This window comes from Brevibacterium oceani (assembly GCF_017948325.1).
Taxonomy (GTDB): domain Bacteria; phylum Actinomycetota; class Actinomycetes; order Actinomycetales; family Brevibacteriaceae; genus Brevibacterium; species Brevibacterium oceani.
This window is the reverse complement of sequence record NZ_CP072846.1, coordinates 292914-316800: the sequence shown is the minus strand read 5'-3', so window position 1 is coordinate 316800 and position 23887 is coordinate 292914. Positions and strand designations below refer to the sequence as shown.

The window sequence follows — 23887 nt, the reverse complement described above, 5'->3', positions numbered from 1 at the left end:
GGTCAGGCTCCGATCTTCACGTCGGTCTGGGGCTGGATGTTCGCGGTCGAGATGAGGTCGGCGAGGTCGGCGACGTCCTTCTCGCTGAGGTCGTGCAGCGGCGGTCGCACGGGACCGGCGTCGCGGCCGATGGCTTTGAGGCCGCCCTTGACGATCGAGACGCCGTAGCCCTTTCCACGGTCGCGGATGTCGAGGTAGGGAAGGACGAAGCGGTTGAGCTTCTCGGTCACTGCCTCACGGTTCTGGGCGCGGACGTCGGCGTAGAAGTCGAGGGCGAACTCGGGCACGAAGTTGAACATCGCCGAGGAGTAGGTGCTCATGCCCAACTGGAGCAGCGGCAGGGCGAAGGTCTCTGCTGTGGGCAGTCCGCCGAGGTAGAAGAGGCGGTCGCCGTTCTTCGCGTAGACCTTCGTCAGGTGTTCGATGTCGCCGATGGCGTCCTTGAAGCCGATGAAGTTCGCGTGGTTGTCGGCCAGTCGTGCCACGGTGTCGGCTTCGTAAATCGCGTTGGCGCGGTTGTAGACGATGACGCCGATGCAGGTGGCTTCGCAGATCGCGGACACGTGTTGGTAGAGGCCGTCTTGATCGCATTCGGTGAGGTAGGGAGGGAGGACGAGGACGCCTTCGGCTCCGGCGGCTTCGGCGTCGCGGACATTGCGCACGGCTTGGACCGTCGGTCCGCTGGCGGAGGCCAGCACGGGAACTTCGGGGCGGGACGAGGCGACGGCGAGTTCGACGACGCGAGCAGCCTCCTCGGGGCTGAGACTGAATCCCTCGCCGGTTCCGCCGGCGGCGAAGAGTCCTGCGACGTCATAGCTGGACTGCCATTCGATGTGCCTCCGATAGCCTTCTTCGTTGAGGCTGAGGTCGGCGTTGAAGGCCGTCGCGGGGAACGAGAGCAATCCGTTCTTCAGATGATCTGCCAGGTCCTGAGGAGAGAAATGGGCCATTGTGGTTCCTTTGCTGACTGCTTCGATGGAGTGATTCGAAAGTGACTCTAGGCCGCCTCATGATGCCTGTCTAAACCCCATTCGATATCGACTCATGCACGAAAGGTATTGGCCGCCATGCGCGATCACCGGTGTTATTGAGTCGGCACTCGACTCATCCGAGCCTGGCCGATGGCTCGATGAAATCGCATCCGAATCGGCACGAACAAGGAGTTTCAATGGCGTACACCCCTGACGCGATCAAGACCATCGCGCTGTCCTCGATTCGATTGCCGTTGGAGGTGCCGATCTCCGACGCGAAAGTCTTCACCGGTCGACAGAAGCCGATGACCGAGGTGGCAATGCTCTTCGCCGAGATCACCACGACCGAGGGTCACGAAGGTGTCGGGTTCAGTTACTCGAAGCGCGGCGGCGGCCCCGCTCAGTACGCTCACGCGAAGGAGATCGCTGAGGCGGCCCTCGGCGAGGATCCCAATGACATCGCGAAGCTCTACACCAAGCTGTTGTGGGCCGGGGCCTCAGTCGGACGCTCCGGCCTGGCCACTCAGGCTTTGGCCGCCATCGACGTCGCGCTCTACGACCTCAAGTCGAAGCGAGCAGACCTGCCCTTGGCAAAGTTCCTCGGCAGCCACCGTGATTCCGTGCGCACGTACAACACCTCCGGCGGATTCCTCAACGCCTCCATCGACGAGGTGAAGGAGCGGGCGTCGAAGTCTCTGGAAGACGGCATCGGCGGCATCAAGATCAAGGTCGGCCTGCCCGACAGCGCCGAGGATATCCGACGGGTCTCTGCTGTTCGTGAGCACATCGGCGATGCGCCGTTGATGGTCGATGCGAACCAGCAGTGGGATCGGGCGACCGCGCTGCGGATGGGCCGCACTCTCGACGAGCTCGGCCTGGTGTGGATCGAAGAGCCGCTCGATGCCTACGATGTCGAAGGTCATGCCCGCCTGACGCGGACTCTCGACACTCCGATCGCCACCGGCGAGATGCTCAGCTCCGTCGCCGAACACAAGGCGCTCATTGATGCCCGCGCCTGCGACATCGTCCAGCCCGACGCTCCCCGAGTCGGCGGCATCACCCAGTTCATGCGGCTGCTCACCCTCGCTGATGAGGCCGCCCTCGACATCGCGCCTCACTTCGCGATGGAGATCCACTTGCACCTGGCCGCCTGCTATCCGCGAGAGACTTGGGTCGAGCACTTCGACTGGCTCGATCCGCTGTTCAACGAACGCCTCGAGACCAAGGACGGCCGGATGCTCGTTCCCGACCGTCCGGGACTGGGAATCACACTCAGCGATCAGGCCCGCGACTGGACCACCGACACCGTGACGATCGGCTGAGCGGAGGCCTGCAGATGACTTCATCACACACTGCCCGCATCGTCGACATCTCTCTCACGCCGGTAGCCTTCGCCGATCCCCCGCTGCTCAACGCTGTGGGAGTCCACGAGCCATTTGCCATCCGGACGATCATCGAAGTCGTCACCGATTCGGGACGCTACGGGCTCGGCGAGACCTACGGTGATGAGGCGCACCAGAAGCGCCTTCAGCTCGCCGCTGACGCCCTCATCCGCACCGACGTCTTCGACATCAATCGAGCGCGCGAAGCTGCCGAGGCCGCGTTGGCTGCCGATTCCACCGCCGGCGGTCACGGAATGAGCGGGATGATCACCGATTCATCGACCCTCGACCGGGTCTTCTCGCCGTTCGAAGTCGCCTTACTCGACCTACAGGGGAAGATCCTCGGGCTTCCGGTCTCGGATCTCCTCGGCGGCCGTGTCCGCGATCGGGTCGACTTCAGCGGCTACCTCTTCTACAAGTGGGCGGGCCACCCCGGCTCCCCCGATGACAGGTGGGGTGAGGCGCTGACAGCGGACGGCATCGTCAAACAAGCCGAGGAGATGGTCGACGAATACGGATTCACCGCTCTCAAGCTCAAGGGCGGAGTGTTTCCGCCGGACGAGGAAGCTGCCGCCGTTGAAGCACTGGCCGCACGTTTCCCCGATGTCCCTCTGCGCATCGACCCGAACGCCGCCTGGACCGTCGACACGTCGATCCGGATCGCGGAACGCCTGGATTCCACGCTTGAGTACCTCGAAGACCCGACCCCGGGGATCGAGGGCATGGCCCAGGTCCGCGCGGCGGTGAACATGCCATTGGCAACGAACATGTGCGTCGTTGCATTCGCGCAGCTGCCCGACGCGGTGGCCGCCGGCAGCAGCGACGTCATCCTCTCCGACCACCACTTCTGGGGCGGACTCCGCCGATCCACCATGCTGGCAGGCATCGCCGAGACCTTCGGTATGTCGCTGTCCATGCATTCGAATTCCCACCTGGGCATCAGCCTCGCTGCCATGCTGCACCTGGCAGGTGCGACGAAGAACATCGACTATGCCTGCGACACCCACTGGCCGTGGAAGAACCCCGAAGACGATGTCATCGTCGGCGACCCGTTCCACTTCGAGCACGGCAGCCTCGAGGTGCCCACTCGCCCAGGGCTCGGAATCGAGCTGGATCGCGAACGTCTCGCGACACTGCACCAGCGCTACCTCGACTGCGGAATCAGAAACCGCGATGACACCGGATACATGCAGAAGTTCGACCCCGACTACCACGCCGTGGCGCCGCGCTGGTGAGCGCAGGTCCACCGAAAGGACACACCTCACAATGAGTGCGAATAGCAACGACGCTGCCAGCACAGTCAGCTCCCGCAACTCGTCTCGAAACGGACCGAAGCGGCGGGGAATAGTCGGGAGCCTGCGCGAATTCGGGCCGGGAATCATCGCCGTCCTCGCAATGATGGGTGCCGGCGATCTGGTCACCGCCTCGGTGTCGGGGTCGAACTATGGCTACAACCTCATGTGGCTGCTCGCAGCCTCGCTGCTCATCCGATTCGTCATCGTCAACATCATGGGCCGCTACCAGGTCCTCAACCTCAAGAATCAGTCCATCATCGAAGGCTACCGCGATGTCGCCCGGTGGTATCCCTGGGCGATCGGCATCGCCGCCGTCATCAGCGGACACCTGCTCAATGGCTACATGGTCCGCGGAGCCGGCGAGGCTCTGGCCAGTATCTTCACCATCGGCGATCCGTTCCTGTGGTCGTGCATCCTCGTCGTCGGCAGCATCTTCGTCATCGGCAAGAACGTCTACAAGACCATCGAAAGCATCATGAAGCTGCTGCTGGCGATGATGACCGTCGTCTTCCTCGGACTCGCGATCTACAGCGTGCCCGACGTCGGTGAGATCGTGCGCGGCACCATCGGCTTCGGCATTCCGGACAACACCGGGGCGATCGGCGTCTTCGCCGTTGCGCTCTCCCTCATCGGCGCGGTCGCCGGTTCGATGGCGAACTTCCTCTACCCCTACTACGTTCGCGACAAGGGATGGCGGGGTATCGGCTTCAAGAAGCTGCAGCGCAACGACATCCTGTTCGGAATCTCCTCGGCGATCGTCATCAGCCTGTCGATCTGGGTCGTCGGTGCCGAGATCCTTCGTCCGAACGGCATCCAGGTGACCAACCTCGACGATATCTCGCAGGCGCTGTCGATCCACCTCGGCGCTGTCGGCGGAATCATCTTCTATCTCGGCGCGTTCGGCATCCTCTACAGCAGCGTCGTCGGCTTCGCCAACGGGTTCCCGAAGATCATCGTCGACTGCCTGCACATCATTCGGCCTGCGCGGCGCGAACGCTACGGAGGCCACTTCGAAGACGACCCCTCCTTCAAGTGGTTCAGCCTCTTCATCCTCGTCTCGCCAATCATCTGGGCCTTCCCCGGGATGCCCGGATTCGTCACGATGGCCGTCTTCGTCACCGGACTCCAGGCGGTCGTCGTCCCGCTCGTCGCGATCGGTCTGCTCATCCTGGCGAACAAGAAGAGTCATTTCGGGGAGCATAAGGCGAACCTCTTTGAGAACATCATCCTCGTGCTCACCACCCTGCTGACGATCTGGGTGACGGTCCAAGTCGTCATCGGCTGGTTCTAGAACCGAGCTCGAATCACTGAGGGCCTCGGCATCGTTTCCACGATGCCGAGGCCCCTATCATTACGGCGTCACGACTGTCGGGGCCGTGTGGCTCCCGCTGTTGCGGAGACGCTCCTCGTCGCCACCTCACCACGCTGCCGAGCAGCAGTGCGCTCAGTAGCTGCGCTCCAGATCGATTACCGCCTTCAGTGCTCGTCCTGCGGAGAAGCGGCGAAGATTCTCTGAGACGAACGCTGCGAAGCTCTCCGTCATGCGGCTATTCGGATTGGCGATGTGCGGGGTGATGAGCACATTGTCCATAGTCCACAACTCGTGACCGACAGGAAGTGGTTCGGGATCGGAGACGTCCAGACCGGCCCCGCTGATGATCCCCGCGTGCAGTGCGTGAGTCAGGGCAACAGTATCGAGGAGGTCACCTCGTGCGATATTGACCAGCACTCCGGGAGCCCCGTCGCGCGGGTTCGAACCGAGTGCTGCCAGCTGTTCTGCGCCGATGAGCCTGTGCGTCGCATCCGTGGAGGCACCGGCCAGAATCGCATCATCGGCCGCCGCCAACGCCGTGTTCAGGTCCCCAGCTGCCACGGTCGTCTCTGCACCGTCGACCTTCCGCCCGGAACGGTTGACAGCGATCGCCTGCGTGCCGAGCGCATTGAGCAGTGGAATCATTGCCCGACCAATCGAACCGGCACCCACGATGACGACCCGTCGACCCCGCAGAGAACGAACCGCACCCCACGTTTCATCCTTCAGCCAGGTGTTCGCCCGTGCGTGACGAGTCAGGAGCCGCAGACTGCCGAGCAGCAGAGCTACAGCGTGTTCGGCGACATCGTCGCTGTAGGCACCGACGGCGGATGTCCACGTGCGATGAGCATCGATGATGCCTGAGATGATCCACGGTCTGACACCTGCGGATTTGAGCTGAACCCATTCGATGGTCGACGGCAGATTTCGTGGGAAGCCGGTGTGGTCGGAACCCGTCCAGATCAATGCCTGAGCGTTGTCCAACGAGGTGAGGACTGCGTCGGCCGACAACAGCGCCTCGTCGAGGTGTGCGGTCGAAGTCGGCAGCACTGCCACTTTGAGAGTCATATCAGCTCCGTATTCGGTATGTTGCGACGGCTCTTGCCATCACACAGATGAGAGGCCGGTACCAGCAATGCTGGTACCGGCTCGAAGAGGACGCGCTCAGCTCTCGACCTTGACCGCCATAACCGGCATCTCTGCCTGCAGCAGGATCCGCTGCGCGGAAGAGCCCATGATGAACTTTCCGACCTGCGAGCGCTTGCGCATACCGATGACAATGAGGTCGACAGACCAGGCATCGGCCGCCTCCAGCAGTGAGTCGACAACATCATCCTCGTGGGCGAGAGTGAAGACTTCGACTTCGACCCCGGCGTCTTCGGCCCGTTTCTTCACCGCTTCGAGGTCAGCATCCTCTGCCACAGTGCCATCGACCAGTGGGCCGCGTTTGCGTGAGTTCGCAATGCGCAGCTTCACTCCTCGCCAGCTGGCCTCTTTGATGGCCGCATCGACTGCAGCTTCTCCCGTCGGTGTGGGGACGTATCCGACCAGAATGCTCATGACACGAGCTCCTTGCTTTTTGACTTGGCCTTGGCGCTGCCGAGCATCTTCTGAATGATCGGCAGAAGGATGACGATCAGGAACACGAACAGCAATGTGACGGTGATCGGCCGGGTGAACACGCCGCCGAGGTCGCCTTCGAAGAGGATGAGCGAACGACGCACGCTCGATTCCAGAAGCTCGGCCAGAACGAATGCGAGCACGAGCGGCCCCGGCTCGAAGCCGGTCTTCTTCATCAGGTATCCGATCACTCCGAAGAGTACGACGAGTCCCACGTCGAAGACGGAGTTCTTGATCGTATAGGCACCGATGAGAGTGATGAGAACAGTGATCGGAGCGAGGATCGCCGGCCGGACGCTGAGGATCTTGACGAAGACGCCGATCAGCGGGATCGCCATGATGAGCAGCAGGATATTGCCGATGTACATCGAATTGACGACGCCCCAGAACAGTTCGGGTTCGTCAGTGACCAGGAGCGGCCCAGGGGTGATTCCTTGGATCAGCAGTGCCCCGAACATCAGCGCCATCGTGGCATTGGCAGGAATTCCGAGGCTCAGCAGCGGGATGAAGGATGAAGTCGCCGCCGCATTGTTCGCCGATTCCGGTCCAGCCACGCCTTCGATAGCGCCTTTGCCGAAGCGAGAGGGATCCTTGGCGACCTTCTTCTCCACGCCATAGGCGGCCAGCGAGGAGATCGTGGCTCCCCCGCCGGGGAGGATTCCCAGCAGGAAGCCGAGAATCGATCCCCGACCGATCGCCGGAGCCGACTGCTTGAGCTCCCCTCGCGACGGCCAGACACGTTTCGGCTTAGCTGGAGCCGCCATGGCTTTGTGCCGTTCCTCGAGGTTGTAGAGGATCTCACCGAGCCCGAAGAGGCCCATGGCCACGGTCACGAAGTCGATGCCGTCACTGAGGCTGAGATTGTCGAAGGTGAATCGTTCGGTGCCCGTGAATACGTCTCGACCGACCATAGCGAGGAATACCCCGATGGATGCGGCGATGAGCGCCTTGACCTTGTTGCCGGAGCTGATCGTCGCAACCAAGGTGACACCGAGAAGCGAGAGTGCCGCGTATTCGGGAGGGCCGAAGTCGAGCGCGAAGCCGGCGATCAGCGGAGCCAGGAAGGTCAGGCCCAAGATCGCGGCTGTTCCACCGATGAACGATCCGATTGCCGCAACGCCGAGAGCCGCACCCGCTCGGCCCTGTTTGGCCATTTGGAAGCCGTCGAAGACCGTGACGACAGAGCTTGCCTCACCGGGCAGCCGAAGCAGCACCGAAGTGATCGTGCCGCCGTACTGGGCACCATAGAAGATGCCGGCGAGCATGATGATCGCCGTGACGGGTTCGATTCCGAATGTCATCGGCAACAGGATTGCCATGGTGGCGGCAGGCCCGAGACCAGGCAGGACACCGATGAGCATGCCGACGAGAACACCGATGAAGCAGTATAGAAGATTGCCGGGTTCGAGGACGGTGCCGAACCCTTCGATAACTGGACCGAAGATGTCCATGTGTTCGTCCTCCTCAGAAGAGATGAGGGAGCTGCGTCCGCAGCGCCACAACGAAGATGAGATAGAAGCCCGCGACGGTCAGAATCGAATAGAGGCCGGCGGAGCGCCAGGACTCGCCGCCCAGCCACTTCATCCACACGAATGACAGGAGCAGGGCGGGAATCTCAAATCCGATCAGGGGCAGTGCTGCGACGAAGACCAGGAGACTGATGACTCCCCAGACGACCGTGACCGAGTAGCGGTTGAATTTCTCTCCGTCGCCGCCCCGGCGGCCCAGAACGATCTGGGCCGCCGAAAGGACCGCGGTGATCAGCGAAACGACGAACGGGAAGAAACCTGGAGCAGGGTCTGTCAGACTGCCGAGGGAGAGATTCCACGACAGCACCATGCCCACGATCCCGAAGACCAGGGTGAAGGCACACGCCACGAGATTGGCGATGCCGCCACCAGGCTCGGGAGCATCCTCCTCCCATAGGGCAAGAAGCTCTTCGGGAGTCTCTGCGTCATCGCCGATGGCCTGAACCTCAGGCGGATCGTCGCTGTCTTCGAGATTGTCCACGGCTGTCCGTTCAGTCTGCGAGATCGATGTCATACTCATCAACCAGCTTCTTGTAGCGGTCGGCCAGATCGGACCAATCGGCTGCGATCTCATCGCCGGGAACCTCTGTCGGAGTCAGCAGGTTCTTCTCGTTGAACTCCTTGTAGGCGTCCGTCTCGAAGGTCGCCTTGAAGGACTTGTCGAGCTTCTCGACGACAGCATCGGGCGTACCCTTAGGCGCGACCACCGCCCGGTACTGGGAGACCGGAATGTCGTAGCCTTCTTCGGTCGCCGTGGGAACATCCTTGAGGAACTTGTTCCGCTCTTCGGAGAAAACCATGATCGGCACGAGCTTGCCGGCATCGATATGCGGCTTCGCTTCGCCCAACTGCACTGTCGAGACGTTCACCTGATTGCCGAGAGTCGCTGTGACTGCCGGTGCTCCGGAGTCGAAGGGAACCTCCTTGAAGTCGGTATCGATCTGAGCCAGCAGAAGGCTCTGCGCCAGCTGCGAACCGGTGCCGACGCCCGCCGTACCGAAGGAGAGCTTCTTATCGCTCTTCTTGATGTCATCGACGGTCTTCACACCGGCATCCGGATTGGCCACCATGACGTAGTCGTCCTGTGACACTCCGGTGATGACTTCGAAGTCGTCGATGCTCACCGCTTCGTCTTCGCCGACAGCCAGCGGAGTGATCGTGATGAGTGAAGCATTGAGAGTCGCGAGGTTATATCCATCGGCTTTAGCCGACTGGACTTCTTTGGCCGCCAGAGTGCCGTTGGCGCCGGGCTTGTTGATCACAGGCATGGCCTGACCGAGGTCGGACGAGGCACCATCGGCCAGAGCACGTGCAATGAGGTCGGTGGATCCTCCTGCGGCGGCTCCTACAGTGATGGAGACTTCCTTCGTCGGAAAGTCTTCATCACCCCCGCCGCCACCAGCAGCGACGTTGCCTCCGCAGGCAGACAGCGCGAGGGCCACGACGGACCCGAGGGCCAGCGGCCCGACAACTCGTTTGGAGATGTTCTGCATTTTCTGGTCCATTCCTTATCTGGCTCGGTCGGTACCACTGCGTACCTGTTGAGCGCTTTCGGAATGAGCCTAGAAAGCGGCGATAATATTGTCTATGTTGATATCTGCATGAAGTAATGCCCGAAAGGTATTGTCGTTCTATGTACACATTGGACCAAGTTCGGTGCTTCGTCGCGGTCGCCGAACACCTGCATTTCGGCAAAGCCGCCGAAGCTCTCTCTATGACCCAGCCTCCGTTGAGTCGACAGATCCAGAAGCTCGAGAAGTTCGTCGGAGTGGACCTTCTCGACCGCGACAACAAACGCGTAGCACTCACCGCAGCAGGCGAAGCCTTCCTCGACAATGCCCAAGTACTGCTGGCAATGGCCGACCGCGCTCCTCAAGATGCTCGACGCATTGCCTCTGGGCAGTGGGGGCGCCTGAGCATCGGCTTCACCGCGGCCAGCGGATTCGGCATTCTCGGCAGCTTAGTGACGGCAATCGAAGAGAACTTCCCCGGGATCGACCTCGACCTGCACGAAATGGTCACCGGGGTACAGCTCGAGAACCTCGCAGAAGGTCGCATCGACCTCGGCTTGGGCCGTTCCGACACCACCCCGAGCTTCATCGACTCGGAGCTGCTGCTGGCGGAGCGGCTGCTGCTCGCCATACCGGACGGCCATCGACTGCTCGACCTGAATCGACCGCTTCAGAAAGACGATGTGACCGGGGAGCCTCTGATCATGCATTCTGCAACGAAGGCGACATCGTTCTACGACCTCATCATCCGCCACTTCCCCATCGATCATCACATGGTGAAGCACTCGATCAGCCAGGTGCTCACGATGATCAACCTCGTCGCCGACAATCACGGACTTGCGTTCGTTCCCGAATCTGCCTCCCTGGTTCGCGTGCCGGGAGTTCGCTTCAAAGCGTTCGCCGACCTGCCCGAGGAGATCGTCGAACTCAAGGCCATGTGGAACGTCCAGTCGAAGAACCCAGCCCTGCGGCAGGTCGTCTCCCTGCTCCGTTCCTGACCTCCCAGAACTACCCGACGGCGGCCCAGCACCTTCGCGCGAGGTTGCTGGGCCGCCGTCGGGTAGCAATAGAGGTTAACTGCGGGCGGTGGCGAGATCCTCTCGGAAGGCTCGGCCCGCGGCTCCGAGGTCGCCGCATGAGGTGATGAAGCGGAAACCCTGTTCCTTACGCAGCTTGGCCTCGGCACCGTCGCCGCAGTGGATTCCCGGGACGATGCCCGCGGCATCGGCAGCCGTGCGGATGCGCACGAGAGCCTCGGCGTGGGCCTCGTTGTGCTGACCCGGCAGCGCACCGACGGCGAACGCGAGGTCCGAGGGCCCGACATAGACCCCGTCGATGCCGGGCACCGCGCAGATGTCCTCGACGTTGGCCAGGCCGTCCTCGTTCTCGATCATGACGAAGAGCAGCGGGCGCTCGGCCGTGGTGTCCTGCACGGCATTGTGCATGATCTCCGCGGCCGGCCCCCATGATCGATCCCCGCCCCGCGAGGGATAGTCGAGGGCACTGACGGCAGCTTCGGCCTCGGCGACCGAGGACACGAGCGGGACGATGATCGCTTCGACGCCGGCGTCGGCGAGCGCCCCGATCTCCGTGAACCGGTTCGCCGCGACCCGCGCCGTCACGAGCGCATCCCCGCTGGCGCGCACCGCATCGGTCAATCGCAGCACATCGGTGGGCCGGATCAGCCCGTGCTGCAGATCCAGGCAGACATAGTCGAACCCGGACGACGATCCGATCTTCGCAAGCTCCGGACTCGTCGACATCATCCACAGTCCGTTGTAGGTCTCCCCCGCGCGCAGGCGGGCCCGATGATTCTCAATCGCAGCAGTCATGCCTGCATCGAATCACGGAATCCGACGCGGCACCAGGGGTGCCCGATATCCGGATGACCTTCGCCGAGGTGGCCCCACCGTCCCCGCGAAACCGGGCCCCGCCTCGGTGCAGGGAATCATCCCGCCGAGGCGGCTCAGCCGTCTTCGAGGAGCGGGCCGATCACCCGGTGGCGGGCGATGACGAAGGGATCGCTGTGCCCGACTTCGAGGAGTTCGAGGTCGAGGCGGCGCGGCAGCAGGGGACGGCCCTTGCCGAGGACGACGGGAGCGGTGAAGGTGATGATCTCGTCGAGGAATCCCTCGTCGGCGAACTGACCGGCGAGGTCTCCCCCGCCCATCACCCACAGGTCGTGGTCGCCGGTGGCCGTGCACATCTCGAAGTAGTGGTCGGCGATCGAGCCCTGCGCGAAGCGAATGTCGGGTGTCTTCCCCTCCTTGCCCGCCTCGGGCAGTGCGAGCTTGCGGTGCGTCATCACCCACGCGGGAGCGCTGTAGGGCCAGGGTCCGTCGAGGTTGCGCAGCACCCATTCGTAGGTCGTCGCGCCCATGACGACCGCTCCAACGCCGTCGATGAACCCGTCATCCGGCGGCTCTCCGGACTGGCGCAGCAGCCATTCGAGCGAGTCATTCGGGTCGGCGATGAATCCGTCGAGCGTGGTCGCGGTGTAATAGACGGTGCGTGGCACAGGCGGCCTCTCCTCCCGAGCCTGCGGCGATCGTGGTGGGACTTCTGCCCGCCGAGGCTGCGTCGATGTCGGTCTCTGGCATCCTACTTGCCGTCACCTGGCCTGCGCGGAGGTTCTCCCCGGCACCAGCTCGGTGAACCGGCACCAGCTTGGTGCATGGACCAAGCTGGTGCCGGTTCACCAAGCTGGTAGATCGGAACGAACCTGGGAGGCCGGAAGCGCCCGGCGGCCGCCGTCGCCGCCGGGCTCACCGAGCTGAAGACGAAACAGCCTCAGACCTCGCCGGTGCGCAGCTGTTCGGCGATGTATTCGGCCTGCCGGATGGCGAGCGCGACAATGGTCAGCGTCGGATTCGCCGCCGCACCTGATGTGAACACCGAGCCGTCGGAGATGAAGAGATTCTTCACATCGTGCGTACGACCCCACTTGTCGACGACACCATCCTCGGGGCGTTCGCTCATCCGCGCGGTGCCGAGGTTGTGCGTCGACGGGTATGGCGGGGTGTGGTGCGAGGTCGTGGCTCCGACCGCCTCGTAGACACTCTGGCCCGCAGCGTAGGCGTGTTCGCGCATCGCCAGGTCGTTGACGTGATCGTCGTAGTGGACGTTGGGCACGGGCAGCCCGTGCTGGTCCTTCACCGTCGTGTTGAGCGTGACCCGATTCGACTCCTGCGGCATGTCCTCACCGACGATCCACATGCCTGCGGTGTTGAGGTACCGGTCGAGCAGGGCCGCGAAGTCCGGGCCCCAACCGCCGGGTTCGACGAAGGAGGCCATGAATGCCGGTCCCAGCGAGATCGTCTCCATGTAATACCCGCCCGAGAACCCGCGATCCGGGTCGTGGATCGACTCGTCGGCGATGACCCCGGCCATCGTCTCTCCGCGATACATCCGCACGGGCTTGTCGAAGTGACCCCAGACGGTGCCGGTCAGGTGCCGCATATAGTTCCTGCCGACCTGTCCCGAGGAGTTCGCCAGCCCATCGGGGAAGGACGGGGTGCCGGAGAGGAGGAGCAGCCTCGGCGTCTCGATCGAATTGCCGGCCACGCACACGAGCTTCGCGGCCTGCCGATGGAGGTTGCCGTCCTTGTCGAGGTAGAGCACCGCGTCTGCCCGGCCGTTCGCATCGTGGGTGATCTGCACGGCCTGCGACTCCGGGCGCAGGTCGAGCAGGCCGGTGTCTGCGGCTCTCGGCAGCTCTCTGACCAGGGTCGACCATTTCGACTTGTTCTTATCCCCCTGGAAGTTGAAACCATCTTGGATCGAGGCTGGTCTGCCGTCGTACTCTTCGGCGTTCGTCGCGTACGGGCCGGTGGCGTAGAACTTGTAGCCGACCTCCTTCGCGCCGTTCGCGAAGACCTTGTAGTTGTTGTTCGCCGGCAGCGGTGGGCGACCGTGGACGTGGGTCGAGCCCATCGACTTCTCCGCCCGGTCGTAGTAGGGCGCCATCTCCTCGAGCGTGATCGGCCAGTCGAGGAGGTTCGCTCCGTCGATGCGACCGTAGGTGGATCGCGCCTTGAATTCGTGGTTCTTGAACCGCGGGGTCGCACCCGACCAGTGGGTCGTCGTCCCGCCCACGGCCTTGACGATCCATGCCGGGAGGTTCGGGAAGTCGCGGGCGATCCGCCAGGACCCGGTCGTCGTCCTCGGATCGAGCCAGGCCATCTGGTTGAAGGCCTCCCACTCGTTGTTGACGTAGTCCTCATTGCGCAGGTACGGCCCGGCCTCGAGGACGACGACGGGGATGCCCTTGGCGGTGAGTTCGTAGGCGAGTGTGCCTCCGCCGGCACCGGAGCCGACGATGACGACGGCCTCTTCGTCGGGGTCGATGCTGTATCCGGTCACGCTGGCTCCTGCCTGTGGTCCTGCGTTCTGCTGAGTGGTCATCACTTCTTCACCTCACCCATGTCGGCGCGCTGCGGCGCGGGCTGATTGGTCGATCGGTCGCTGGCGGTGCCTCCGGCCGGCGCACCCGCTTTCGCTCCTTCGCCGAGTTCGGGCAGCGGCTCGTCCTCGGGGTAGAGAATGCTCGGCTCCGGCAGCCAGTCGAGGTCGTCGAACCCGCGATTGATGTAACCGCCTTTGTCGAAGGACGGACCCTCGTAGCCCAGGGTCTCCCACACCTCGGCGTCGTCGTAGAGATTGAGCACAGCGGTGCGGCGGACGAAGCCGAAGAACTCGGTGGATTCGACGCGGCGCAGCACTTTCAGCGCTGACTCCTCGTCGAGTCCGCAGAAGTCCCCGTCGGAGAGTTGGTCGAGGGAGAGCAATCCCTGGATGAGGGCGACACGGAACCAGGTCTCCTCATCGGCGGCGGTGATGAGGGTGTCCGCCGTGCGCTCATAGGGCCCGTCGGGGAAATCGGCGTGTGGGAATGCCACACGCAGAACTCGGATGAGGGTCTGGCGGGCCTCATCGGTCATCTCCATCGCGTTGAGCGACGGATATTTGGCGGGGAATGCCATCGGATGCTCCTTTGCTCCATCTCGTGCGCCCTGCCGACCGAACTCACCGGTCCGACCGGGCGCCATTGCCGTTCCGGTCTCCAGCAATCTATGTGAAGCAGAGCACGACCGACTATCCTCATTCTCACGACGTGAAAAAGTTAGGAGACACCGTGTCGAACAGTGCCGTGATCCAGCGAGTCTTCTCCGTCCTCGAGGCGGTCGCCACCACCGGGAGCGCCTCGGCGAAGACCGTTTCCGACCGCTTGGAGATCCCCCTGCCCACCGTCTACCGGCTCCTCCACGAGCTCGAGACGGCAGGCTACCTCGTCTATCTCAAGGATCCGAAGCGCTTCGAACTCGGGCCGAAGTGCTTCGAGCTCGGCCTGTCCTTCCAGCAGCGCCTCGTCGCTCCGTTCCCGATCCGCCAGATCACCGACCAGCTCCACCGCAAACTCGGCACCGCGGCGTACTTCGCGATCTACCGCGGCTCCGACATCATCCTCACCTACTGTTCGGACTGCGAGAAGCATCCGCGGCTGCGACCGCTGCGCTTCGGCTTCCACGAGGCCGCCCATGCGACCGCCTTCGGCAAGATCCTCCTGGCCGCCATGCCCGCGCCCCAGCGCACCGACTACCTCGAAGCGCGGGGGATGACGGTGCTCACCCCGCAGACGATTATCAACCGCGATGACCTCGACGATCACCTCGCCGAGGTGGCCCTGCGCGGCATCGCGTGGGAGCACGACGAATTCCTCCCGCGCCAGACCTGCGCCGCGGTTCCGGTGCGCAACGGCACGGGCGTACAGGTCGGGGCGATGGCGGTGAGCTCCCCGTCGACGAAGGCGCAGGGGCGGATGAAGACGATGGAATCGACGCTGCGCGAGCACGCAGGTCTGGCCTCGAGCTACCTGCGCGGCGGGGCCGAACTCATCCCCACCGCGGCACCGGAGCGGTGACCGCGGGACCTCAGCGCTGACGACAGCACCCGAGCGCTGACGACCCTGCACGGCCACCTCGGCGGGGATCGGCTCCTGGCTCAGAATTCTCACCACGCGAGAACGATCATGTCCCCGGCCCACATTGCGTGGAAAGAATGAGCGTGCTCACTCAAGGACGAGACATCAAGGAGTAGATATGAGCACGAGCACCAGCGTCGCAGTGGTCACGGGATCCGGACGCGGCATCGGACAGGGCATCGCGACTCGGCTCGGCGCGGACGGCCATCACGTCATCGTCGCCGACCTGCCGTCCATGCAGGACGGAGTCACCGAGACCGTCGAGGCGATCGAAATGGCAGGTGGGAAGGCCACCGGCGCCGAGGTGGACGTCACGGACGAGGACTCGCTGAGCAGCCTCGTCGAGGCGGCCGTGGAGGCGGGCGGCAAGCTCGACGTCTTCGTCGCGAACGCCGGAATCGCCCAGGTGGAACCGCTCATCGAGTACTCGAAGGCGGATTTCGAAAAGATCGTCGACGTCAACCTCACCGGCGTCTTCCTGTCCTACCAAGCGGCAGCGAAGCAGATGATCAAGCAGGGCAACGGCGGGAAGATCATCGGCGCGGCCTCGATCGTCGCCTTCCGCCCCTTCGCGTTGCTGTCACCGTATTCGGCGACGAAATGGGCCGTCCGCGGACTCACGCAGGGCGCGGCGATGGAGTGGGCCAAGCACGGCATCACCGTCAATGCCTACGGCCCGGGCATCGTCGGCACCGCGATGTGGGACCTCATCGACGAGAAGCTCGCCGCCGAGGAGGGGCTGGCCAAGGGTGAGGCGATCAAGAAATACGCCGGCGACATCCTCATGGGCCGGGTATCCGTGCCCGAGGACGTGGCGAACCTCGTGTCATTCCTCGCCGGCGAGGACTCCGACTACATCACCGGACAGACCATGCTCGTCGACGGCGGCATGCAGTTCTCCTAGGCTGGTCCTGAACAGTTACCTAGGCTGGAGCTGTACCGGTTCCGCGTTCCGTCGATCTTCCCAGACCGACCACCCGAGACTGACTATCTATCAGAGAGAAGGAAGAAACCATGATCTTCATCGTCGTGAAGTTCCCCGTCAAGCCCGAGCTGGCCGAGCAGTGGCCGGAGATCACCCGCGAATTCACCGAGGCGACCCGCGCCGAACCGGGCAACAAATGGTTCGACTGGTCCCGCAGCCTCGATGACCCGAACGAGTACGTCCTCGTCGAGGCCTTCGATGACGACGCCGCCGAGGCGCATGTGAAGTCCGACCACTTCCAGGCCGCAACCGCCGACGGCGGTCCGATGCACAGCGCGCTCACCGCGACTCCGAAGATCATCTCCCGTCAGATCGACGGCGATGACTGGGACGCCATGGGAGAACTCCAGGTCGACTGAGACTCGAACTGCTGCGCGGGCCCGCTGATTCGATCAGCGGGCCCGCGCTGCGTTCAGCGGGCCCGCGCTGCGTTCAGCGGGCCCCTCCAGGCAACAGCTTGGTCAACCTGCACCAGCTTGGTGCATGGACCGAGCTGGTGCAGGTTCACCAAGCTGACGATTCGATTCAGCGGGCCCGCGTCAGGTAGGCACCCTGCGTCTCGATGAATTCGTCGAGGACGGCCCCGCGCTCGTCGAACTTCGCGGTCGGGAACGCCAGCCCCTTCGTCGGTACGCTCGCACCGAGTTCGACGAGCAGCGGCCGCAAGGTCGTCTCAACGGCCAGGGTGTGCGCGGGTGAGCCGATGGTGAACACTGGGACCGCGGTGAGTCCGTGGAGGCCGCCCGCATCATAGCGGTCGAGGAAGGCCTTGAGCAGGCCGGTGTAACTCGCTTTGTACGTGGGAGTGGCGATGACCGCGTAGTCGGCGGTGGCCAGGCGATCGGTGAGGGTGTCGAGCCGATCGGACTTCCATTCGAAGACCTCACCGGTCACCTCGGCGAGTTCGATGGTCTCATCGACCTCGGAACCGGTGATGTCGGCGATGCGGACAGCAAGATCCTCAGCCACCTGTCGCGTGCGCGACTTCGGACTCGGGTTGCCGACGACGACGGCGATGCGTGTGGTCATGACGGTCTCCTCAAAGAGTGCTTTGCGATGCACGATGGACGGCGATGGGGAATTCTCCTCGGCACCGTCACCGCCACACTATGCGAGCCGGCCCACGGCGGGTCAGACCGAAGTCACGCAGAGTCATGGACTCGACGCTCCCACCCGACCTTCGCTTCAACGGAGCCTATTGATCTGAGTTTTATCTTCACTTTTCCCTCATAACCCATTCGCCTCCGCCTATTGACCTCTAAAGATCATAGGTTTAAGCTCGTTTCTGCCACGAGGTCACCGAACTCCCGCCGAGCTCCGCCTCCTGGCCGGTGCACGCAGTGCTGCGTCGCACCGCCCATCGCGACGAGAACGGGCAGACATGACCACCACAACAGAGAAGGTCGGCGCGGGGAAGTCTTCCCGCATCAGCTGCGCTGTGAGAGATCTCCTCGATTCTGCACCCGGCGAACGCGTCGAGTCTGTGGCCGAGGCGGTGGCATCTGCAGTTGACGATGCGTTCTCCGCCCCTGCACCACTCGAGTGGTTGATCGCCGACGTCAACGACTCAGACCATTCCTCTGATGATCTCTGGAACGACACCACTGGCGAATCCCGTCGCTCGGGAATCATCCGCACCTATACAGAGTCCGGAGTGACCGGAGCGTCCCAACGCTCCGCCGAGCTCGAGGGGCTGCGCATCACCCACAAGGACAACATCGGCATCGCCGGCTACCCACTGACCGCTGGCACACCTGCCCTCGCCGATCACCGTGCGGAAATGAACTCTCCTCTGCTCACTGCGAGCGAGAGCGCCGGCGGCGCGATCATCGGGGCCAATCATATGGCCGAGTTCGCGATGAGCCCCACCGGACACAATCACTGGCTCGGCGACGGAGTGAACCCCCTCAACGATGCCTTCCTCTCCGGTGGCTCGTCGAGCGGCTCGGCCATCTCGGTTGCCTCGGGCTCAAGCGATCTCTCCCTGGGCACGGACACCGGCGGCTCGGTGCGTCTGCCAGCCGCCTTCTGCGGCCTCGTCGGCTACAAACCGACCAACGGAATCTTCTCCACCACCGGGCTCCTCCCACTGTCGGAGACGCTCGACACGATCGGTCTGCTTGCCGCCGATGCGAAAACCGTACGCAGGGTCGCCGAGGTACTGTTCTCCAATAGCGCAGTCGTCGACAGGGACTCACGTTCCCGCCTCGAGGCACACAGCGGGTCCGATGCCTTCGGATTCGCACACCTGTCACTCCCGATGGTCGCCGAGAACTGCGACGCCGAGGTGACCGCCGCCTTCTCCGAGGCCCTCACAGCCATCGGTCAGGCTTCTGACGACGGAGGAATCGAGACCGGCGAAGATATCAGCCCCGGCGGAGACGCCGGCGAGCGCCGCACGCTCCGCGCGACCGACTTCGACGACAGCGAACTCAACCGACGATCCGTCGTGATCGTCAGCGTCGAGGCGGCCCGAAACGTCGGACGGGTACTGCGATGGAACTGGGATCTCCTCGGCGATCAGGTACTCTCCCGGGTCATCAGAGGGACCGCCATCTCGGCCATCGAGTATGCCGACGCCCTCGCTCAGCGCGCACCGCTGACCGAGCAGTTCCTTGCCGAGGCGATGCAAGGATCACGATTTATGCTCACCCCGACAAGCCCGATCCTCGCCCCAAAAGCCTCCACGGGCGACGAGGCAGAAGTCGGCCGCGCGGAGTCTGACTACATGCGGGCCAGCCGGTTCACCCGCATCATCAACTACCTGGGACTGCCCGCAGTGACCGTCCCGCTGCCCGCTATCGCCGACTCCCTCTCACCGGGCCTGCAGATCATCGGCCGCCCCTATGACGATCAAGCCCTCCTCGACTGCGCGGCACGCGTGGCCGAGGCATGCACCTGACCACACAGCACCACACGCAGACAGAAGGAAACCCCCACTGAAAGGCGCGACAACGATGTCCGTAGACACCACTGCAGAACAAGCAAAGATCGGAGCGCGCATGGACGCGCTCACACCGAACGCAGAACACCGAAAGCTCTTCGCCTACATCGGCGCCGGGGCAATGATCGACGCGTACGACGTCTACATCGCCGCCGGTGTCTCGGCAGCCCTCGTCTCGACAGGATTCGCAGGCGTCGGCGAAGTCGCCGTGTTCATGTCGATGACGTTCTTCGGCATGCTCCTCGGTGCAGCGACCGCCGGATTCGTCGGCGACCGATTCGGACGCCGCATGAGTTACCAGGTCAACCTGCTCATCTTCGCGGTAGCCGGCTTCGCCGCCGCTCTGGCACCGAGCTTCGAATTCCTCGTCGGCACCCGCTTCGTCATGGGCATCGGTCTCGGTGCCGAGCTCGTCCTCGCAGCAGCGATCCTCGGCGAGTTCGTGCCTCCTCGCAGCCGCGGGCGGTGGACAGCGATGCTCGGCATCCTCGTGAATTCGGGGCTGCTCTTCGCCTCGGCGATCGGAGCCCTCGTCATCTCGAACTTCGGCTGGCGCTGGATGTTCGTCATCGGAGCCGTCCTCGCCGTCGTCGTCTGGATCGCCAGAACGAGGTGCCCCGAGTCCCCGCGGTGGCTCGTGGTCAGAGGTCGGCTGAGTGAAGCTCAGGCAATCGTCGAACGATTCGAAGCGAAGTCAGCCACCACGATCGAGAACACTCCACCCGCACCGGTCGACGAGACCGTCGAGCCCGCGGCGACCACCAAACGCCCCTTCTGGCAACTCGCCATCCTCGGCACCGTCGTCGCAGTCGGGGTCAACATGTTCGTCTACGGCTTCATCTCCTGGATGCCGACATTCTTCGTCGAACAGGGCATCGACGTCTCGCACTCACTGGCCTACACGACAGCGATGGCACTCGGCGCTCCCGGTGGGGGACTCGTCTGTCTGCTGCTCATCAACAAGCTCAACCGCCGCACCGCGATCATCGCCTTCTCGATCATCGTCATTCCACTCGGCCTCGCCTACGCTGCAGCACAGTCGATCGTCGTCATCGTCATCATCGGCATCCTGCTCGTCACCGCGATCTACACACTCGTGACATTCGTGCTCTACTCCTACATGCCCGAGCTCTACCCGACCCGCTACCGCCTGCGCGGAACCGGCATCTCCTACACCTTCGCCCGCGGTGCCTCGATCGTCGTGCCCTTCGCCATGTCGGGACTATTCGTCGCCTTCGGGCTCTTCGGCCCCATCGGCTTCGTCTGTGCCATGGCCGTATGCATGATCGCCGTCGTCCTCGCGATCCCGGTCGAGACCCGCGGTCGCAGCCTCGAAGAGATCGCCTGACCGGCGCCAGGTCCGCGCGAAGTTTCCGCCATCCCAGCCACCGACAACAGAAAGAAGCACCATGACCACCCACGACGCCACCATCGGCCGATTCTTCGAGGACTACGCCGTCGGCGACATCTACCAACATCCATTCGGTCGCACCGTCACCGAGGCGGACAACGTCTGGTTGACGAACCTCACGCTCAATACGAATCAGAATCACTTCAACGAACACTTCGCTGCACAGAACCCGATCACCGACGGCAAGGTCATCGTCAACTCCGGCCTCACAGTCGCTCTGGTGCTCGGCCTCAGCGTGTTCGACATGAGTCAGAACGCGATCTCGAACCTTGCATTCACTGATATCGCCTTCCGCCACCCCGTCTACATCGGAGACACCATCTATGCGGAGAGCGTGTGCACCGAGGCGCGCCGGTCGAAGTCCCGCGACTACGCAGGGATCATCTCGATGACAACGCGCGGCCTCAATCAGGACGGCATCACCGTCGTCAGCTGGAAGCGCTCGGTGATGATCGCCACTCGCGACAGCGGAATCGGTCAGGGCCACTTCCCCGAGGCGGCCGACTCGGTCACCGATTACAGCTGAGGGGCGCGATGAGCATCCCCACCACCCGGACCAACCAAACAGCCCGGAACCGACCGACACACGAGAACACGATCGCAGGAGGAGACAGGATGGAACCCCTCGAGGACATCCGCATCATCGCCGTCGAACAGTACGGGGCGGGACCATGGGGGTCGATGCAGCTGGCCGACCTCGGTGCCGACGTCATCAAGATCGAGGACCCGAACACCGGCGGGGACATCGGACGCTACGTCCCGCCCTATCGCGAGGGGGAGGACTCGCTCTTCTACGAGTCCTTCAACCGCAACAAACGCAGCATCGCGCTGAGCCTGAGCGACCCGGCCGACCGTGAGATCTTCGACCGCCTCGTCGCCGATGCCGACGTCGTGTACTCAAACCTCCGCGGCGACGTACCCGCCAAGCTGTCCATCACCTACGCCGATCTCAAGCACATCAATCCGCAGATCGTGTGTTGCAACCTCTCCGGCTACGGCGGCGGGTCGGCGGCGAAACGCCCTGGATACGACTACATGCTCCAGTCCGCCGCCGGCTGGATGGACATCACCGGTGAACCCGACGGGCCACCCACGAAATCAGGGCTCTCCCTCGTCGACTTCAGCGGAGGACTCGTCGCCGCGATCTCCATGCTCGCCGCCGTCCACGCCGCCCGTCGCGACGGGCAGGGCACGGACTGCGACCTCAGCCTCTTCGATACCGCGATCTCGATGCTCACCTATGTGGGCAACTGGCACCTCAACGAGGGCTTCGAACCTCAGCGAACACGGAAGTCCTCCCATCCCTCGCTCGTGCCATTCCAGGCCTTCGAAACCAGAGACGGCTGGATGACCGTCGGCTGCGCCAAGGAGAAGTTCTATACCCGCCTCGCAGAAGTGGTCGGCGACGAGAGGTTGCACGAGCAGAGATTCTCGAGCTTCGACCAGCGCATCAAACACCGAACAGAACTCCTCGACATCCTCGACGAGGCTTTCCTCCAGCGCACCGCCGACGAGTGGGTCGGCCTGCTCGAAGCGGCCGGTGTTCCTGTGGCCAAGGTCAAGACCGTCGCCGAGGCACTTGAGGACCCGCTGGTCGCCGAACGCGGCCTCGTCTTCGACACCGACCACCACCGCTGGGGCACGATCCGCAACATAGCCACGGCCCCACGTGCAGGAAGGCGACTGAAGAGCAATCGGGCGGCACCGACCGTCGACGAACACCGCGGCGAGCTCCTGGCCGAGCTCGACATCACTACGAGCAGCAGAGGAGCCTGAGACAATGTTCGAACTCAGCGACGAGCAGAGCGATTTCAAGACATCGCTGCGAACCTTCGTCGACAGGGAGATCATCCCTGTCGCCCGCGAGATGGAAGCCGAGGGCGAATACCCCACGGCGATCATCGATGACCTCAAGGAGATGGGGCTCTTCGGACTGACCATCCCCGAAGACTACGACGGACTGGGCATCGACCCGGTCTCCTTCGGCATCGTCTTCGAAGAACTCGCACGTGGGTGGATGGGCATCGCCGGTGTCCTCGGCAGCCACACCATGGCTGCGAAGATGATCGCCGAACACGGCACCGACGAGCAAAAGTCGAAACACCTCTCGGCACTGGCATCGGGAGAGCGCCGGACAGCTCTCGCGCTCACCGAACCCGACGCCGGAACCGATCTGCAAGGGATCAAAACGACCGCGAAGAAGGTCGGCGACACCTACGTCATCAACGGGGCGAAGATGTGGATCACGAATGCCCGGCACGCCGATCCACTCCCCGTCCTCGTCAAGACCGATACGACGACCACACCTGCCCACAAGGGGATGAGCATCATCCTCGTCGAGGCGGGGACGCCGGGATTCGAGGTCACCAAAGACATCCCGAAACTCGGGTACAAAGGCCCCGAAAGCTGCGAGATCGTCTTCGACAATTGCGAGGTCAGCGCCGATGCACTCCTCGGCGGAATCGAAGGACGCGGCATGCAGCAGGTGCTCTCCGCCCTGCAGTGGGGACGCGTGAACATCGCCGGCCGCTCCGTCGGCATCGCGCAGCGGGCCCTCGAGGAGTCCGTCTCCTACGCCAAGGACCGGAAATCCTTCGGGCAGCCGATCTCGGAGTTCCAAGCGATCCAGCTCCGCGTCGGCCGAATGGCCACACGCGTACAAGCCGCACGCCAGCTGATGTACTGGTCCGCTCAATCATTACTCCATGGCCGCGCCGACGGTGAGACCGGTATGGCGAAGGTCTTCTGCTCCGAGGTCGCCCTCGAATCGGCGATCGAGGCCATGTCCATCCACGGCGGATACGGCTACTCGAAGGAGTACGAGATCGAACGACTCTATCGTGATGCCCCGCTGATGAGCATCGGCGAGGGAACCAACGACATCCTCAACACCGTGATCGCCAAGTCGATCTTCTCCGGCCGCACCACGATCTGATCCCAGGAGCCC

General features: G+C 63.4%; 23 protein-coding genes. 12 read left to right on the top strand and 11 right to left on the bottom strand.

What is annotated here, in order from left to right:
• Positions 1–2: 2 nt before the first annotated feature.
• Entirely contained in the window at positions 3–950 is a 948-nt protein-coding gene (locus tag J9314_RS01435) for a 5-dehydro-4-deoxyglucarate dehydratase (RefSeq protein ID WP_210604145.1), read from the bottom strand.
• A 218-nt stretch (positions 951–1168) separates the two neighbouring features.
• Between J9314_RS01435 and J9314_RS01430 the strand changes: the two genes are divergently transcribed.
• Genes J9314_RS01430 through J9314_RS01420 form a run of 3 tightly spaced genes read left to right on the top strand, consistent with a single transcriptional unit; the run spans position 1169 to position 4939 of the window.
• Entirely contained in the window at positions 1169–2293 is a 1125-nt protein-coding gene (locus tag J9314_RS01430) for an L-talarate/galactarate dehydratase (protein WP_210604144.1), read from the top strand.
• Between the two features lie 14 nt (positions 2294–2307).
• On the top strand, positions 2308–3588 hold the full coding sequence (locus J9314_RS01425) for a glucarate dehydratase family protein (protein WP_210604143.1): 1281 nt from the start codon (positions 2308–2310) through the stop codon (positions 3586–3588).
• 31 nt (positions 3589–3619) lie between these two features.
• Positions 3620–4939, top strand: coding sequence for an Nramp family divalent metal transporter (locus tag J9314_RS01420; protein WP_210604142.1), 1320 nt, complete (start codon positions 3620–3622; stop codon positions 4937–4939).
• Positions 4940–5092: 153 nt separating this feature from the next.
• On the opposite strand, the gene J9314_RS01415 is transcribed toward J9314_RS01420, so the two are convergent.
• From J9314_RS01415 to J9314_RS01395, 5 genes are all read right to left on the bottom strand, one after another.
• Positions 5093–6028, bottom strand: a complete 936-nt coding sequence (locus J9314_RS01415; RefSeq protein ID WP_210604141.1) for an NAD(P)-dependent oxidoreductase — start codon at positions 6026–6028, stop codon at positions 5093–5095.
• Positions 6029–6124: 96 nt separating this feature from the next.
• On the bottom strand, positions 6125–6520 hold the full coding sequence (locus J9314_RS01410) for a universal stress protein (RefSeq protein ID WP_210604140.1): 396 nt from the start codon (positions 6518–6520) through the stop codon (positions 6125–6127).
• Positions 6517–8031 (bottom strand): tripartite tricarboxylate transporter permease, encoded by a 1515-nt coding sequence (locus J9314_RS01405; RefSeq protein WP_210604139.1) that lies wholly within the window; start codon positions 8029–8031, stop codon positions 6517–6519. Before J9314_RS01405 ends, J9314_RS01410 begins: the two co-directional genes overlap by 4 nt.
• Positions 8032–8044: 13 nt before the next feature.
• Positions 8045–8629 carry a tripartite tricarboxylate transporter TctB family protein gene (locus J9314_RS01400; RefSeq protein ID WP_246490548.1) on the bottom strand — a complete coding sequence of 195 codons (585 nt, stop codon included), beginning with the start codon at positions 8627–8629 and terminating at the stop codon, positions 8045–8047.
• Positions 8601–9602 carry a Bug family tripartite tricarboxylate transporter substrate binding protein gene (locus tag J9314_RS01395; RefSeq protein ID WP_210604138.1) on the bottom strand — a complete coding sequence of 334 codons (1002 nt, stop codon included), beginning with the start codon at positions 9600–9602 and terminating at the stop codon, positions 8601–8603. Before J9314_RS01395 ends, J9314_RS01400 begins: the two co-directional genes overlap by 29 nt.
• 140 nt (positions 9603–9742) lie before the next feature.
• On the opposite strand from J9314_RS01395, the gene J9314_RS01390 reads away from it, so the two are divergent.
• The gene (locus J9314_RS01390) at positions 9743–10618 is read left to right on the top strand and encodes a LysR family transcriptional regulator (protein WP_210604137.1); all 876 of its coding nucleotides are present in this window, start codon (positions 9743–9745) and stop codon (positions 10616–10618) included.
• A 75-nt stretch (positions 10619–10693) separates the two neighbouring features.
• Here J9314_RS01390 and J9314_RS01385 read toward each other — a convergent pair whose 3' ends face one another.
• The 4 genes from J9314_RS01385 to J9314_RS01370 form a co-directional block, all read right to left on the bottom strand.
• Positions 10694–11452: an HpcH/HpaI aldolase family protein gene (locus tag J9314_RS01385; RefSeq protein ID WP_210604136.1), complete on the bottom strand. Its 759-nt coding sequence runs from the start codon at positions 11450–11452 to the stop codon at positions 10694–10696.
• Between the two features lie 134 nt (positions 11453–11586).
• Positions 11587–12138: a dihydrofolate reductase family protein gene (locus J9314_RS01380; protein WP_210604135.1), complete on the bottom strand. Its 552-nt coding sequence runs from the start codon at positions 12136–12138 to the stop codon at positions 11587–11589.
• Positions 12139–12410: 272 nt separating this feature from the next.
• Positions 12411–14024 (bottom strand): GMC family oxidoreductase, encoded by a 1614-nt coding sequence (locus tag J9314_RS01375; protein WP_210604134.1) that lies wholly within the window; start codon positions 14022–14024, stop codon positions 12411–12413.
• Entirely contained in the window at positions 14024–14602 is a 579-nt protein-coding gene (locus tag J9314_RS01370; protein WP_210604133.1) for a hypothetical protein, read from the bottom strand. Before J9314_RS01370 ends, J9314_RS01375 begins: the two co-directional genes overlap by 1 nt.
• A 152-nt stretch (positions 14603–14754) precedes the next feature.
• Between J9314_RS01370 and J9314_RS01365 the strand changes: the two genes are divergently transcribed.
• The 3 genes from J9314_RS01365 (at position 14755) to J9314_RS01355 (ending at position 16944) form a co-directional block, all read left to right on the top strand.
• Positions 14755–15540: an IclR family transcriptional regulator gene (locus tag J9314_RS01365; RefSeq protein WP_210604132.1), complete on the top strand. Its 786-nt coding sequence runs from the start codon at positions 14755–14757 to the stop codon at positions 15538–15540.
• Between the two features lie 178 nt (positions 15541–15718).
• Positions 15719–16504, top strand: a complete 786-nt coding sequence (locus J9314_RS01360) for an SDR family NAD(P)-dependent oxidoreductase (RefSeq protein ID WP_210604131.1) — start codon at positions 15719–15721, stop codon at positions 16502–16504.
• A gap of 110 nt (positions 16505–16614) precedes the next feature.
• Positions 16615–16944 carry a putative quinol monooxygenase gene (locus tag J9314_RS01355; protein ID WP_210604130.1) on the top strand — a complete coding sequence of 110 codons (330 nt, stop codon included), beginning with the start codon at positions 16615–16617 and terminating at the stop codon, positions 16942–16944.
• Between the two features lie 166 nt (positions 16945–17110).
• Here the strand turns inward: J9314_RS01355 and J9314_RS01350 are convergent, their stop codons facing one another.
• Positions 17111–17614, bottom strand: coding sequence for an NADPH-dependent FMN reductase (locus tag J9314_RS01350; RefSeq protein ID WP_210604129.1), 504 nt, complete (start codon positions 17612–17614; stop codon positions 17111–17113).
• Positions 17615–17966: 352 nt separating this feature from the next.
• Between J9314_RS01350 and J9314_RS01345 the strand changes: the two genes are divergently transcribed.
• The 5 genes from J9314_RS01345 (at position 17967) to J9314_RS01325 (ending at position 23875) form a co-directional block, all read left to right on the top strand.
• The gene (locus J9314_RS01345) at positions 17967–19487 is read left to right on the top strand and encodes an amidase (protein WP_210604128.1); all 1521 of its coding nucleotides are present in this window, start codon (positions 17967–17969) and stop codon (positions 19485–19487) included.
• Positions 19488–19587: 100 nt separating this feature from the next.
• A complete protein-coding gene (locus tag J9314_RS01340; protein ID WP_210604127.1) occupies positions 19588–20877 on the top strand; it encodes an MFS transporter in 1290 nt (429 codons plus the stop codon).
• Between the two features lie 61 nt (positions 20878–20938).
• Positions 20939–21466 carry a MaoC family dehydratase gene (locus tag J9314_RS01335; RefSeq protein ID WP_210604126.1) on the top strand — a complete coding sequence of 176 codons (528 nt, stop codon included), beginning with the start codon at positions 20939–20941 and terminating at the stop codon, positions 21464–21466.
• An 89-nt stretch (positions 21467–21555) separates the two neighbouring features.
• A complete protein-coding gene (locus J9314_RS01330; protein ID WP_210604125.1) occupies positions 21556–22716 on the top strand; it encodes a CaiB/BaiF CoA transferase family protein in 1161 nt (386 codons plus the stop codon).
• Between the two features lie 4 nt (positions 22717–22720).
• Entirely contained in the window at positions 22721–23875 is a 1155-nt protein-coding gene (locus J9314_RS01325; RefSeq protein ID WP_210604124.1) for an acyl-CoA dehydrogenase family protein, read from the top strand.
• Positions 23876–23887 lie beyond the last annotated feature (12 nt).

Excerpts from the sequence above, each read along its gene's own strand:
- J9314_RS01430 (WP_210604144.1), top strand. The coding sequence starts at position 1,169 with ATGGCGTACACCCCTGACGCGATCAAGACCATCGCGCTGTCCTCGATT.
- J9314_RS01395 (WP_210604138.1), bottom strand. The coding sequence starts at position 9,602 with ATGCAGAACATCTCCAAACGAGTTGTCGGGCCGCTGGCCCTCGGGTCC.
- J9314_RS01350 (WP_210604129.1), bottom strand. The coding sequence starts at position 17,614 with ATGACCACACGCATCGCCGTCGTCGTCGGCAACCCGAGTCCGAAGTCG.
- J9314_RS01345 (WP_210604128.1), top strand. The coding sequence starts at position 17,967 with ATGACCACCACAACAGAGAAGGTCGGCGCGGGGAAGTCTTCCCGCATC.
- J9314_RS01355 (WP_210604130.1), top strand. The coding sequence starts at position 16,615 with ATGATCTTCATCGTCGTGAAGTTCCCCGTCAAGCCCGAGCTGGCCGAG.
- J9314_RS01385 (WP_210604136.1), bottom strand. The coding sequence starts at position 11,452 with ATGACTGCTGCGATTGAGAATCATCGGGCCCGCCTGCGCGCGGGGGAG.
- J9314_RS01420 (WP_210604142.1), top strand. The coding sequence starts at position 3,620 with ATGAGTGCGAATAGCAACGACGCTGCCAGCACAGTCAGCTCCCGCAAC.
- J9314_RS01405 (WP_210604139.1), bottom strand. The coding sequence starts at position 8,031 with ATGGACATCTTCGGTCCAGTTATCGAAGGGTTCGGCACCGTCCTCGAA.
- J9314_RS01415 (WP_210604141.1), bottom strand. The coding sequence starts at position 6,028 with ATGACTCTCAAAGTGGCAGTGCTGCCGACTTCGACCGCACACCTCGAC.
- J9314_RS01425 (WP_210604143.1), top strand. The coding sequence starts at position 2,308 with ATGACTTCATCACACACTGCCCGCATCGTCGACATCTCTCTCACGCCG.
- J9314_RS01375 (WP_210604134.1), bottom strand. The coding sequence starts at position 14,024 with ATGACCACTCAGCAGAACGCAGGACCACAGGCAGGAGCCAGCGTGACC.
- J9314_RS01410 (WP_210604140.1), bottom strand. The coding sequence starts at position 6,520 with ATGAGCATTCTGGTCGGATACGTCCCCACACCGACGGGAGAAGCTGCA.
- J9314_RS01390 (WP_210604137.1), top strand. The coding sequence starts at position 9,743 with ATGTACACATTGGACCAAGTTCGGTGCTTCGTCGCGGTCGCCGAACAC.
- J9314_RS01330 (WP_210604125.1), top strand. The coding sequence starts at position 21,556 with ATGGAACCCCTCGAGGACATCCGCATCATCGCCGTCGAACAGTACGGG.
- J9314_RS01325 (WP_210604124.1), top strand. The coding sequence starts at position 22,721 with ATGTTCGAACTCAGCGACGAGCAGAGCGATTTCAAGACATCGCTGCGA.
- J9314_RS01370 (WP_210604133.1), bottom strand. The coding sequence starts at position 14,602 with ATGGCATTCCCCGCCAAATATCCGTCGCTCAACGCGATGGAGATGACC.
- J9314_RS01335 (WP_210604126.1), top strand. The coding sequence starts at position 20,939 with ATGACCACCCACGACGCCACCATCGGCCGATTCTTCGAGGACTACGCC.
- J9314_RS01340 (WP_210604127.1), top strand. The coding sequence starts at position 19,588 with ATGGACGCGCTCACACCGAACGCAGAACACCGAAAGCTCTTCGCCTAC.
- J9314_RS01360 (WP_210604131.1), top strand. The coding sequence starts at position 15,719 with ATGAGCACGAGCACCAGCGTCGCAGTGGTCACGGGATCCGGACGCGGC.
- J9314_RS01400 (WP_246490548.1), bottom strand. The coding sequence starts at position 8,629 with ATGAGTATGACATCGATCTCGCAGACTGAACGGACAGCCGTGGACAAT.
- J9314_RS01435 (WP_210604145.1), bottom strand. The coding sequence starts at position 950 with ATGGCCCATTTCTCTCCTCAGGACCTGGCAGATCATCTGAAGAACGGA.